The sequence below is a fragment of the Flammeovirga yaeyamensis genome, from assembly GCF_018736045.1.
GTDB lineage: Bacteria > Bacteroidota > Bacteroidia > Cytophagales > Flammeovirgaceae > Flammeovirga > Flammeovirga yaeyamensis.
Genome location: NZ_CP076132.1, coordinates 215,059 through 228,564 on the forward strand (window position 1 = coordinate 215,059; position 13,506 = coordinate 228,564).

Genomic DNA, 13,506 nt, shown 5'->3' on the forward strand with positions numbered 1-13,506 from the left:
CTAAGGAAAGGAATTTCAATTTATAATATATTCGGTGGTGTGCTGTTTATTATTTTATTCGCTATTAGTTGTTTGCAATCTGATGGGAGTTGGAATTTGAAAAATAAAATTATTTTTTCTTATTCAGTTATATACTATTTAGCATTAATAATATTCGGTTTTTTATTCTTGAAAAATAGAAGTAATTATAAAATCTTATTCATTTTAAATTTATGTCAATTATTAGTTCTATCATCTTATGAACTAAAATATGCATCAACTAATGGTTTCGCATTTGTCATATATTTATCAGATACTTTTGATCTAAATTTCTATTTTAACTTATTCCCTGAATTTCATGTTATTCAAAACAATATTAAAAATGGAAGTTTTATAGGGATAAATATGACATGTCTTATAACACTTTATTGTCTACTATTATTTAGAAAGAGGTAATGTTGATTAACTTATTAGTCTGAATTAATAAACAATACACAAAATACATCCACAGCTTATGTTTATCGAAAAAATATATGAATTACCTCTAGAGCATAATTTAGGATACTTTTTAGTAGGTATCATTGAACCTGAGGTTATCGGGTTAAAGGGTGGTTTTATACATTATTCTCATTTAATGAATGTTTATGATACTTATAGTTCTACACCTTTTGAAAAAAACGCAAATGAGGATAAAAAATTAAAAGAATTAATGCCTCCATTTGTGATTTCCCGAAAACCTAAATCAAGAGGTAGAAACAAATGGAGAGAAATAGGGAAAAAAGAAATCTCTTTGGATAATTATAGGTTACCAGAATTTTACCAATCTAAAGAAATATTTTATCCTGATGTTAAAAGTCAAGAATGGTGGATGAAAGTTTCACGTGTTTTTATAAATGATAGCTCTAATTCCGATTATGAAAAAATAAAACATTTGGCCCCATGGGTTTATATCAATTTCCCTGGTCTTAGCACCGTTGTGACAATGTATTATTTGCAAAAAAATGGTGTTGATATTTTAGATTATTACGGAGATGGTATCTTAAATGATCCTCTCAATCATGATTTTAATGTAAGAATATATAATTGGGTAAAAAACTTGCCAGATTATTCAAAAGTTCCAGAAGAAATAAGATGGATAGAAAATGTGGATAACATCAAATATTAAGTATAATTCCTAACTCCTATCTCCTAATTCCTACCTATTAAAAAATATTACCACGACATAACCCTTTAAAATGAATCAAAAAAGCTTGTTCGTCGTTTTTATAATCGGTTTAGGTAGTAGAATTCAATAAGTTATACTATCTTTGCCGATCGAATCGGGAACGTGTTTCCCATATGTTTAACTGTGTAACAAAGGACTGCGTTCCTTTCCAACACACAAATGCTAAATTAAAATGGCAGTAAAAATTCGTTTGGCTCGTCGTGGCCGTAAGAGAAAGCCTATTTACAATGTAGTAGTAGCAGACTCAAGATCTCCTCGTGATGGTCGTTTTATTGAGAAGTTAGGTACTTTCAACCCTAACACTGAACCTGCAACTATCAACATTGACGCTGTAGCTGCAGCAGAATGGTTATTGAAAGGTGCTCAGCCTACTGACACTGCTCGTACTGTTCTTTCAAAAGCAGGTGCAATGTACAAGAAACACCTTCAAGTAGGTGTGAACAAAGGCGCTAAAACTCAAGAGGAAGCTGATAAACTTTTTGATGCATGGATGTCAGAGAGATCTTCTGCTTACGCTGCTGAGTTAGAAGCAAAGAAAGCTGCTGCTGAAGCTGCTGTTAAAGCAGAATTAGAAGCAGGTGTTGCTGCTCGTAAAGCTGCTGAAGAAGCTGAGAAAAAAGCTGAGGCTGAAGCTCTTGCTGCTGCCGCTGCTGCTCAAGCTGAAAAAGAAGCTGCTGAGGCTGCTGAAGCTTCAACTGAGGAATCAGGTGAAGAAGCTGCTGCTGAAGGCGAAGCTACTGAAGAAGAGTCTGCTGAGTAATTCCAGCACAAATCTTAAGTCGAAGGTAAATGCCCTCGTATTTACCCCGTAAACTAGGTTTACGTAATCTCCAAATCGAAAATATTTGCCCTACGCCTCCCAAGCGTAGGGCTTCTTTATGCCCAATTGTTTCTTGTAATATGGTTCGTGGGACGTTGCACTGCAACGTCGGTACATAGTAAAGCACAATCTTCTTTATTTATATCGTTGGGAATTATCAATTTTATCACATAACTTGAATGGGTAAATAATTACTTATTTAATGCCAACAATAACTAACAAGACTAATTCTACCTCTTACAAAGCCATCTTGATTCATCCTCAATTACCAACAGGAAGACAACAAGGAGACGTACGTTTTGGATCTCAGAAAGTGGATATCCAAGCAGGCGATTTCTATTATGCTATTCCTTTTGCTGAGTTAGAAATTGAAGCAGGTGGAGCCTCAGGCCAGTTTATCTTTTTCAAATCGAGAAAAGAGAAAGATATTTCCTTCTATACAAAGGACAAATCTATTCTTAAAGACGACTTCTTGATAAGTGATCCACGTTTTCGGGAACATATCAAGAAGACGAAGTTTGCACTGACTAATCTTTATAGGGGAGCAGCCTTGTTCCTTAGTATTTGTCTGATCATCATCACAAGTTTTTATCTATTTAAAGATAGTATCGTTAAAATGGCCGCTCGAAATGTCCCCATCTCCTGGGAAGAACAAATGGGAGATGAGCTTTTCGAATCCATCAAAAAGGAATATACATTTATCGAAAACGATTCTTTGATTGGGGTGTTGGGGAATGAACTTCAACCTTTAATAAATCAAGTAGAAGCAGAAGGATTCAATATCGAATTGTACTTAGTGGAAGATGCTTCTATAAATGCTTTTGCATTACCTGGAGGAAAGGTGATGATCAATTCAGGCTTGATAAAGAATGCCTCTTCTTGGGATGAAGTGGCAGGAGTGATGGCACATGAAATCTCTCATGTATCCTTAAGGCACCATGTTCGAGGAGCAATTGATAAAATTGGCTTTTTTAGTATCGTTTACTTGTTCTTAGGTGATGGTTCTGCTGTAATGGCCACCTTAGCCAATACTATGTTCGAATTACAGACTACGGCTTACTCAAGAACTTTAGAACAGGAAGCCGATAGTCAGGGCATCAATTACTTGCAGCAATGCAGAATCAATCCAGAAGGTATGATTCAATTTTTTGAAATGTTGGATGAGAAACACGAAATGACTCAAATCGATAGTTTGCTTCAGTTTGTGTCTACACATCCTTCTACTCCAGATAGAATTAATGATCTGAAAGAACAGATTGAAGATAAAAAAGAAAATAACTATATCTCTTTCCAATCGAATTACGACGATTTTAAAGAGGGTGTATTACTAACAACTAATTAGATTTTTATGAATTTAGATGTTAAAGGCAAACCTGCTTTTGCCCATGTTCATGTAACGATTGAACCCGGGGAGTCGTTTGTCGCAGAATCGGATGCGATGTCAAGTATGTCTGCTCAACTTGATATGACTGCCGAACTAAACGGAGGATTTTTTAACGCCGTACTTAAAAAAATCTTTGGTGGCGAAACACTTTTTGTCAACCGTTTTACCAACAACACTTCTGAGCCGCTTACTTTAACTATTACGCAACCGACACCTGGAGATATGGAGGTGAAGGAGCTAAATGGAGAAAGTTTCTGTTTACAGCAAGGCGCTTATATCGCTTCTACACCAGATGTGAAATTGGGTGTAAAATATGCCGGTATTGGTTCTTGGATAGGCGGTGAAGGTCTATTTAAATTGATGGTATCTGGACATGGAAAAGTCATTTTTGGTGCTTTCGGTGGTTTAATCGAAAGAGAAGTAAGTGGCGAATTTATTGTCGATACAAGTCACTTGGTCGGTTACGAGCCAGGTATGAAACTGAAGCCTCAATTGTCTGGTGGTATTTTCTCTTCTCTATTTGGAGGTGAGGGGTTAGTCACAAGAGTGGAAGGTTCAGGTAAGATTTTTATTCAGACAAGAAGTTTGTCTGGGATGACATCATGGGTAAATAGAAACTTATAATCATGGCAGAACTATTGAATACATCATTAAAGACAGAGATTCAGTTGGGGCCAGGGGCATCAGCTGTTAAAATAGATTTGGAGCCTGGACAACATTTTACTGCCGAGGCAGGAGCAATGATTGCCATGAGTCCATCCATTACAATGACAACCACTACACATAAGAAAAGTGGAGGTGGTATTATGAAAGGTCTAAAAAGAATGCTGTCGGGCGAAAGCTTTTTCTTAAATCACTATTCGGCAGGAAACGAGGGCGGTACTGTATGGTTAAGTGCGACCCTAGCAGGTGATATGATGACGCATGAGTTGAGCGGAGAAGGATTAGTCGTTCAAGCAGGTTCCTACGTGGCTTCATCACCAGATATCGAAGTAGATTTTAACTGGCAGGGCTTTAAAAGTTTCTTCTCAGGAGAAAGTGCTTTTTGGTTGAATTTAAATGGTCAGGGTACTGTCATTTTCAATTCTTATGGAGCGATTTATCCGATAGAAATCGATGGTGACTATATCGTAGATACAGGACATATCGTCGCTTTTGAAGAGACACTTGACTTTGAAGTAACTAAAGCTGGACAAAGCTGGGTGAGTTCATTCCTTGGTGGAGAAGGCTTGGTGTGTAAGTTTAAAGGAAAAGGAACTGTTTGGGTACAATCGCATAACCCAAGTTCATTCGGACAAATTTTAGGACCAACATTAAGACCAAGATAGATCATGCTTACAGAAGATAAAAAAGGATTAGATTTTAGATTTGACTGTAAACCTGATTTTGGTTTTATCACAGTCAATATCCCATCGGGAGAAAAAATAAAAGTAGAAGCGTCGGCCATGGCAACGATGGATACCAACATCGAAATGCATACGAAAATGAAAGGTGGATTCGGTAGGATTTTCTCTGGAGAATCGCTTTTCATTAATGAGTTTGAGGCAAAGAACGGTGCAGGAGATATTCAAATTGCTCCAGGTGCACCAGGCGATGTGGAACATGTGTATTTAGAGAATGAATCGATTTACCTTCAGAATTCTGCTTTTGTAGCTTCGGCAATGAGTGTTGAAGTAGAAACAAAATTCCAAGGGTTAACAAAAGGCTTCTTCTCTGGCGAAAGCTTGTTCTTGATAAAATGTTCGGGAACAGGAGATCTTTGGTTCAACTCTTATGGTGGAATCATAGAAATTGATGTAGAAGACGGCTATGTAGTCGACACAGGTCACATTGTAGCATTTACAGAAGGTTTGGATTATAATATCTCAAAAGTGGGAGGTTATAAATCACTTTTCTTCTCTGGCGAAGGCTTTGTTTGCCGTTTCTCTGGAAAGGGTAAAGTGTGGATTCAAACGAGAAAGATAGGTCCATTTACAAGTTGGGTACATCCGTATCGTCCGGTGAAGAGTAAGAGTTAATCGCTCATAAATTTAATGATACAAAAAATCCATCCGAGCAATCAGATGGATTTTTTTATAAGTAGTCCACATCAAAATATCATCAAAAGTCGATCAGGTTATTGTACCACTTTCTGATCATCTACTTTATCATTTTCTTGAATCAATTGAGACCAATCTCTCAAAGGTGCATTGGGAACAATTGCTCCGATAATATTTCCTTTGATAGGATTGCCAAAGAAGTCAGTTTTCACTTCCAGTCCTCCATAATAAATTCCTTTTTCCGTTTTATCTGATTTTAATTTTGGAATCGCTTCTCCTTGATATATCAAGTTATTGTTCTTTGGCACATAGTCTTTGGCCTCAGAACCATTTTCGTTTTCGAATTCAGGTAGACCGCCTAAGGCTTTTTCATCCCAATATCCGTCAGCCAATGCATTTTCAACAGCCGAGAATTTATCTTTACCATCGGCATTGTACAGTCGGTAGATATTGTTTCTCATGATCAATTCCATTTTGTCCAATTCTTTTTGATTCATCGGACGGATGTTGGCCATCACAGAACCATCAAATCCTTTGCCTGCTTTTGCTCCTTCTTTTGCTTCTTTTGAAATCATAAAATCAAAAGCAGCATCATATGCTTCCCCATCTTTCCAACGGTGCATTGACCAACCGCTGCTTGTTTTTTCTTCTAACCAGAATAAGTTGTTCATCATCACAAGCCCTTCATTAGAAGTGGAAATATTGAATACATTCGGGTTGGTATAAGGTTTATTTCCAGCAATCGTATTGATGATGGTGTTATTATAAATGTACGTCTGATAAGGTCCCAAATACTTTTTCTTATGATTATGACCATTCACCGTCACAATCGCTCCGGGCGTCCCTACTTTTCCCCAGAACTTTTGATGAGGATCCTTAATATTTCTCCAACCATCATTTATGCTGACATTAAATCGATACGAACAATTGTAGTTGAGTCCAAGTATCTCAATAAAACCACCCGCATTATAACGACTCAGGCAATGCTGAAGCACCACGTTTTTACAGTTAAAATCGATATGCGCACCACAAGAATCGGCAATTCCTTGAGCTCCTTCGAAGACATTGTGTTCGAACAAGAAGTTCTGTAATCCCCAAGTCCACATACCGCTACCGCGACCCCATTTACGTGTGTCATTTCTATTTCCCGACTCTGTAATTCGGCTATATTTTAAATGACTATTATTGCATCTGTTGAACTGCATTCCAGGACCGCCGGCCTGATACACCGTACAATGTTCAATACGTACATCATCCACATTATGCTTTAGAGAACCATCAATTTTACCGTTTCCTTTAAAGCGAATACCCATTTGACTCACATTTTTGACTGTGACATGCTGTACCGCTACATTACGAATCCCTTTTCCTTTTTGATGTACCTGACCAAAGACTCCCCATCCCCAACCAGCGTCGTCGTTCATATTCCATTGTCTACAAGCACGCGAAGTTTCCGCTTTATTTAATAGGTATACATCTTCGATATCCACATTATATACTAAGAAGTTCTCCATTAAACTATGCGTATGTGAATTATCGGATAGTATTCTGATGGCATAACGTTGGTTTAAACGTTTCTCGTTTTTATTGTACATGAAAGTGCCATTTTCAGGACCTCCATTTCCCGTCATTTTTAAATCTGATATCAATACATTGGAAGTATTCTGAACCCAAATACCTGCAGGGTAACCTTTAAAGTTGATGGTCGCTTTACCATCACCATAACTGCCAACATGAATGCGATTGATATTTTTTGATGAGGTATTCAGATTAATCAAATCAATACTACCAAAGTGTTCTTGATTTCCTTTTAAAAGAATCTGATCTCCAAAATTAACCTTTAGTTTAACTAGCTGAGCTAAACTTTTAATCGCTTTCTTTTTGCTTAAACCGTTGTTCTTATCATTACCGTCTTTAGCGTCTACATAGATGGTTCTTTTAAATTTAAAAGAAGGTTTGTATTTGATCTGATTGTTGGTAACAACATCAGCAAACTTAAAATTATTTGGAGTTAAGGGTACTTCGTTGCTAATGGGAACCGAATTGGCCTTTTCCATCGCACTTTCCAATTGAACTTGTCCCCAAACGGAAGTTGAGAGGAAGATCAGTAGGAACTTAAAAATCATTTCTTTCATCACATACTATTTTAATATTCGAGGGTAATTGACTTTTGAAAGTATTACCACTAAGAGCTTGATGCAAGCTATTGAATATCAGATAGAGATAGAGTTAAAGAAATGATTTAAAAGAGGTGGTAAATGTAAAACAGGGTGTATCTCAATGCAGAATCATGCATTTACCCTTGTTGTAGTATCATTTAACTAGGGCAGTACAAGGGAGTTGTTCTTCTATGTAGATGACTCCATCGTAGACTTCAGTCCATCTCATTCGATAAGGAGTATTCACTAATCCCTTCATAGAAAAATACTTTGCTTTACCTTTATATTCTGTAAAATCGGTAAATGATAATGTATATTTTGAGTCGGAAAGCCACTGTTCAAAAGAGTTTTTCGCAGGTTTTCTGATGTTGTAAGGTTCACTTTTAATTCTACCTGCTTGTCCTTTGTAACAAGTAAAACCTAGTGTGTACATCTCATTTCCTAGAGTTTTGTAGGTCATGAGACCAAGGGAACTGTGATGTTTTAAATGACTTTTTGCTGTATGCATACTGGCAGCCCAAACAATTATTTTCTCATTCGGAAAACGTTTTTGAGAGAGCCAAATTAAGTTATTGGCCATTTGAACATCACGGTATGTATAGGTGCTATTTTTAGAAAACTCCTTTTTGAAGTTGATCAACCAAGAATTCTCAGCATATCCGTTTAGGTTCTGTAATTCCTGCTTCATGAAATCATCTTTGCTATACTGTTGATCAATTGATTTTAGAGTAGTGAAAAAGAATGATCGATCTTCTTCCGTAGCTTTTGAGTCGTATTCATTCTTATACAACTCATCAAGAATATCAATAAATCGTTTCTTGTCTTCAATTTCAATGCTATTGTCTGATAAAAAACGATCAAAATCTTCTGAATAAACACCTTTTGGATGGGCATCATATCGACGAACGTCAACGCCGGTCATGTATAATGGTTGGTCTGAGGAATACGTGTCTTTTATATAATTGAAGGTCGACTGACACTCTTCGCATTTGGTCCAAATTTGGAATATTTTATCCTTGGCTGCTTCGAAATTTTGTGGATCTTCTTCGAAGTTTTTCTGCATACCATAGAAGTTACTTTCGAAGGCAATGATATTGAACCCAAGTTCTTCGTGAAGGTATTTCACTAAACGACTTTTCATTTTAAAGGTATTGGCATCTCCGTGGTCTTGTTCTCCAAGCATAACCACTTTAGCATCACCAATGGAGTTCTTGATTGCTTCTAGGTCGGAATAATCTTCCTGATCAAAATCAAATGATGTGATGGGGCTAGTGTTGTCGAGAACATAGTTTTTGATGTCTTTCTGACCAAACAATACATGTGCGATAAGTGCAAAGAGTAGAGTAAGTCTTAATGTCATGATAAAAATATTGAAGTGAATTTTAGTTTCTGTAGTTTAAGACACGAGATAATCTAAATTAGTTTGATTTAAAAGTGTTTTAGATGTGTTGAATTTTAATGAATTATGACTATTATAAATACATTAAAAAATGATAATCATGTTCGAAATAAAAAATGAAGAACAGTACGATATCTGTTCAAAAAAGATAGATCAATTTGTTGATTTAGTTGGTGATAATACAAATGAAAATGATCCAAATTATATTGAATTGATGCTATATACTGATGCTGTAGAAAAGTATGATAAGATCCATTATAGTTTTAATAAAAATAGTTTGACTGAAGAAATAGAGGTACTTAAATTAGAAAATGATAAATAAAAAATCCCTCATCACCGAAGTCATGAGGGATTAATTTTTTGAAATCTATGTAATCGCTAGTGCGGATTAATACAGATATTAAAGTTCAGCAAAGAAGTCGTTTCCTTTGTCGTCAACAATAATGAAGGCAGGGAAGTTTTCGATTTCGATCTTACGAACCGCTTCCATTCCTAACTCTTCGAAGTCAACCACTTCTACCGACTTAATGTTCTCTTTTGCTAAAATTGCAGCAGGACCACCGATCGATCCTAAGTAGAATCCACCGTGTTCGTTACAAGCATCTGTTACTTGTTGCGAACGGTTACCTTTTGCTAGCATAATCATAGAACCACGTTTTGCTTGGAATGGTCCAACATAAGGGTCCATTCTACCTGCAGTTGTTGGCCCGAATGATCCTGAAGGCATTCCTTCTGGAGTTTTTGCAGGACCAGCATAATATACTGGGTGGTTTTTGAAGTACTCAGGCATTTCCTCACCGTTGTCCAACATTTGCTTGATACGAGCGTGAGCAATGTCACGAGCCACGATCAACGTACCTTTCAAGTTCAAACGTGTCTTGATTGGGTATTTTGTCAATTCAGCCAATACTTCTTCCATAGGTCTGTCCAAATCGATATCGATAGGATCAGCCATTGCAGCAGACTCAGTAGGGATCAAACGACGTGGATTTCTTTCTAGTTCTTCTAACCAGATACCGTCTTCGTTGATTTTTGCTTTGATGTTTCTATCCGCAGAACAAGAAACGCCAATACCTACTGGACAAGATGCAGCGTGACGAGGCAAACGGATTACTTTTACATCGTGTGTAAAGTATTTACCACCGAATTGTGCACCGATCAAGCTTTCTTGACAGATCTTTTGGATTTTTTCTTCCCACTCCACATCACGGAAAGCCTGACCACCCATATTACCTTCAGTAGGTAGGTTGTCGTAATATCCAGCGGATGCTTTTTTCACTGTCGCCATGTTTGCTTCAGCAGAAGTACCACCCACTACAAATGCTAAGTGATAAGGAGGACAAGCTGCAGTACCAATTGACTTTAGTTTTTCTTTTACAAATGCCGTTAAGCTTTCGTCGTTTAATAAAGCCTTAGTTTGTTGGTACAAGAAAGTTTTGTTGGCAGATCCACCACCTTTTGCCATAAACAAGAACTCATAAGAGTTACCTTGCTCAGAGTAAATATCTATTTGTGCAGGAAGGTTAGTTCCTGTGTTTTTCTCCTCAGTCATAGTTAAAGGCACTACCTGAGAATAACGTAAGTTTCTTTCTTTGTATGTTTCGTAGATACCACGAGACAAATGCTCCGCATCGTTAGCACCTGTTATTACACTCTCACCTTTCTTACCCATTACGATAGCTGTACCCGTATCTTGGCAAGATGGTAATTGTCCTTCAGCTGCTACAGCTGCGTTCTCTAACAAAGTACGTGCAACAAAACGATCGTTGTCTGAAGCTTCAGGATCGTCCAAGATCTTAGCTACTTTCTCTAAATGGGCAGTTCTTAAGTAGAAAGAAACATCTGCCATTGCTTCTTGAGAAAGCATTTCCAATCCTTTAGGATCAACTTTTAAAAATTTACGACCGTCAACTTCGATTGTTGAAACATAATCTTTTGTTAGTAATCTATACTTTGTGTCATCTCCTTTTAAAGGAAATGGTTTTTGATAGAAAAATTCGCTCATGATTCTAATGTTATAATTCCTTGTGATAAACGCTTGTTTGTTTTTGTATAACTCGCATGTGTTCAAGCCCTACAAAAATACACAACGAGTTTCACAGCAATAGTGAGATAAGTCATAATTATAAAATAGATTTAAATGATTCTAATAATTAATAGAATCATTCTTATGTGATAATTGTTATTAAAGCACATTCAAAAAAAAATAAACGTTATTTCAACATTTTTTTCTCTTTTGTTATGCTTGCATAATATTTTTACATATATTTGAAAATAGATGTTATGCTTGCATACATTAATAAGTGAATGATCACTTCTATAAAGCAGTATGATATCGACATTTTGATGTCTTGACCAATAAATAACACAAACATAACCGTGTGAAACTTTGGACAAGGTCAAAATGGAAATAACTCTCAGTGAATATCTATTTTGACCTTCTAAAGGTTCAATCACCAAAGAAAAACAACACTATAAAAATTTACATTTTAGAATTATGAACACTGTAACCAATAAGAAAGCAATCAAAGGAGGAGAATTTCTGATTCGTGAATCTGAAGCGAATGAAATTTTTACTCCCGAGGAATTTTCTGAAGAACAGGTAATGATGGCGCAAGCCACTAAAGATTTTATCGATACTGAAATTACTCCCAACTCTAAGAAAATTGATGGGCACGATTGGGAATTGGTAGAAAACATTTTTAAGAAAGCAGGCGAATTAGGTCTTTTAGGTATTTCGGTACCAGAAGAAAAAGGAGGATTAGGCATGAGCTTTAATACTTCTATGTTAATCGCCGATGTTTTTGGAGAAGCAGGTTCATTCTCTACAACTTATGGAGCACATACAGGTATTGGTACATTACCAATCATGTATTATGGAAACGATGCTCAAAAAGACAAATACTTACCACTACTAGCTTCTGGAGAATGGGCAGCAGCCTATGCATTGACTGAACCTGATGCAGGATCAGATGCGAACTCCGGAAAAACGAAAGCAGTTTTATCAGACGATGGTTCACATTACCTATTGACAGGTCAAAAAATGTGGATTTCTAACGCAGGTTTTGCAGATCTATTTATCGTATTCGCAAAAATTGAAGACGATAAAAATCATACTGCATTCATCGTAGAGAAGTCGTTCGGTGGTATTACAATGAACGAAGAGGAAGAAAAATTAGGTATCAAAGGTTCTTCTACTCGTCAGGTATTCTTCACAGACTGTAAAGTACCTGTGGAAAATATGTTATCAGAAAGAGGTAATGGTTTTAAAATCGCTGTAAACATACTAAACATTGGTCGTGCAAAACTAGGTGCTGGTGTATTAGGTGGATGTCGTGCAGTAATTAATTATGCCACAACTTATGCTAAGGAGCGTAAGCAGTTCAAGCAGCCAATTGCCAATTTCGGTGCAATCAAGCAAAAACTAGCTCAGATGACGACAAAGACTTATGTGATTGAGTCGATGTGTTATAGAGCAGGTCAAAATATAGAAGACCATACCGAAGATTTATTAGTGGGCGGTATGGACGAAGCAAAAGCCAAATTAAAAGGAGTAGAGCAATTTGCCATAGAGTGTGCTATCCTCAAAGTATTTGGTTCTGAGGTACTGGATTTCGTAGTGGATGAAGGTGTTCAAGTATATGGAGGTATGGGATTCTCAGCAGAAGCTCCTGTGGAAAGAGCCTATAGAGATGCCCGTATTTCTAGAATTTATGAAGGTACAAACGAGATCAACAGAATGCTTCTTGTAGGTATGATGATCAAACGAGCTATGAAAGGCGAGTTGGACATTGTTTCTCCTGCTATGGATGTTGCAAAAGAGTTGACATCAGTGCCATCATTCGAAACAATTGATACGTCTATCTTATTTAATGTTGAAAAAGACATCTTAAAGCGTCTGAAAAAAGCAGCATTGATGGTAGCAGGTAGAGCAGTTCAAGTGTTCGAAGCGAAAATCAACGATCAACAAGAGATCTTGATGAATGTAGCGGATATGTTAATTCAAATCTACGCTGCAGAATCTACAATTCTTCGTACAGAGAAGATGGTAGAAGACAAAGGTGAGGAAGCTTGTAAGCAACAAATCAACATCGCAAAAGTATTCATTAGAGAAGCTGCTGAAGTAATCGCTACTGCTGGTAGAGAAGCAATCGGTGGTATCGCTACTGGAGACGAACAAAAAGTAATGTTGATGGGCTTGAAGCGTTTCACTAAGTACGATTTAGAAAACGTACACATGTTAAGACGTGAATTAGCTGACGCAGTTATTGAGAAAGAAGCTTATCCTTTCTTCATTATCTAATCAGCGTACACATAAAACTTTTTATCAATATTCGTATTGATGAAATAGGACGATTAAATACTTGGTTACATGATGAAAAAGCCAACTCGATTCGGGTTGGCTTTTTTATTGCAGCTATTTTCTTTCTGAGAAGGTCATAATCAGTGAATTATCAATTGATATTTCCTTTTGCGTATCTCATTTTAATATTTCTCGCTA

At 36.8% G+C, this 13,506-nt stretch carries 11 protein-coding genes; 8 read left to right on the forward strand and 3 right to left on the reverse strand.

Annotated elements, in window-relative coordinates; translation table 11 throughout:
* The first annotated feature begins 493 nt into the window (after nucleotides 1-493).
* From KMW28_RS00795 to KMW28_RS00820, 6 genes are all read left to right on the forward strand, one after another.
* A complete protein-coding gene (locus tag KMW28_RS00795) occupies nucleotides 494-1,144 on the forward strand; it encodes a hypothetical protein (RefSeq protein WP_169664885.1) in 651 nt (216 codons plus the stop codon).
* Between the two features lie 232 nt (nucleotides 1,145-1,376).
* The gene (locus KMW28_RS00800; protein ID WP_066210967.1) at nucleotides 1,377-1,964 is read left to right on the forward strand and encodes a 30S ribosomal protein S16; all 588 of its coding nucleotides are present in this window, start codon (nucleotides 1,377-1,379) and stop codon (nucleotides 1,962-1,964) included.
* 262 nt (nucleotides 1,965-2,226) lie between these two features.
* The gene (locus KMW28_RS00805) at nucleotides 2,227-3,366 is read left to right on the forward strand and encodes a M48 family metallopeptidase (RefSeq protein ID WP_169664884.1); all 1,140 of its coding nucleotides are present in this window, start codon (nucleotides 2,227-2,229) and stop codon (nucleotides 3,364-3,366) included.
* Between the two features lie 6 nt (nucleotides 3,367-3,372).
* Nucleotides 3,373-4,032, forward strand: coding sequence for a TIGR00266 family protein (locus KMW28_RS00810; protein WP_066210962.1), 660 nt, complete (start codon nucleotides 3,373-3,375; stop codon nucleotides 4,030-4,032).
* 2 nt (nucleotides 4,033-4,034) lie between these two features.
* Entirely contained in the window at nucleotides 4,035-4,736 is a 702-nt protein-coding gene (locus KMW28_RS00815) for a TIGR00266 family protein (RefSeq protein ID WP_066210960.1), read from the forward strand.
* Between the two features lie 3 nt (nucleotides 4,737-4,739).
* Nucleotides 4,740-5,426, forward strand: a complete 687-nt coding sequence (locus KMW28_RS00820) for a TIGR00266 family protein (RefSeq protein WP_169664883.1) — start codon at nucleotides 4,740-4,742, stop codon at nucleotides 5,424-5,426.
* 98 nt (nucleotides 5,427-5,524) lie between these two features.
* Here KMW28_RS00820 and KMW28_RS00825 read toward each other — a convergent pair whose 3' ends face one another.
* Nucleotides 5,525-7,582 carry a right-handed parallel beta-helix repeat-containing protein gene (locus KMW28_RS00825; protein ID WP_169664882.1) on the reverse strand — a complete coding sequence of 686 codons (2,058 nt, stop codon included), beginning with the start codon at nucleotides 7,580-7,582 and terminating at the stop codon, nucleotides 5,525-5,527.
* Between the two features lie 178 nt (nucleotides 7,583-7,760).
* A complete protein-coding gene (locus KMW28_RS00830; protein ID WP_169664881.1) occupies nucleotides 7,761-8,966 on the reverse strand; it encodes an erythromycin esterase family protein in 1,206 nt (401 codons plus the stop codon).
* Nucleotides 8,967-9,105: 139 nt separating this feature from the next.
* Between KMW28_RS00830 and KMW28_RS00835 the strand changes: the two genes are divergently transcribed.
* On the forward strand, nucleotides 9,106-9,327 hold the full coding sequence (locus KMW28_RS00835; RefSeq protein ID WP_183363944.1) for an XRE family transcriptional regulator: 222 nt from the start codon (nucleotides 9,106-9,108) through the stop codon (nucleotides 9,325-9,327).
* Nucleotides 9,328-9,405: 78 nt separating this feature from the next.
* Here the strand turns inward: KMW28_RS00835 and KMW28_RS00840 are convergent, their stop codons facing one another.
* Nucleotides 9,406-11,010, reverse strand: a complete 1,605-nt coding sequence (locus KMW28_RS00840) for a fumarate hydratase (RefSeq protein WP_169664880.1) — start codon at nucleotides 11,008-11,010, stop codon at nucleotides 9,406-9,408.
* 492 nt (nucleotides 11,011-11,502) lie between these two features.
* On the opposite strand from KMW28_RS00840, the gene KMW28_RS00845 reads away from it, so the two are divergent.
* Nucleotides 11,503-13,308 (forward strand): acyl-CoA dehydrogenase family protein, encoded by a 1,806-nt coding sequence (locus KMW28_RS00845; protein WP_169664879.1) that lies wholly within the window; start codon nucleotides 11,503-11,505, stop codon nucleotides 13,306-13,308.
* Nucleotides 13,309-13,506: the final 198 nt, after the last annotated feature.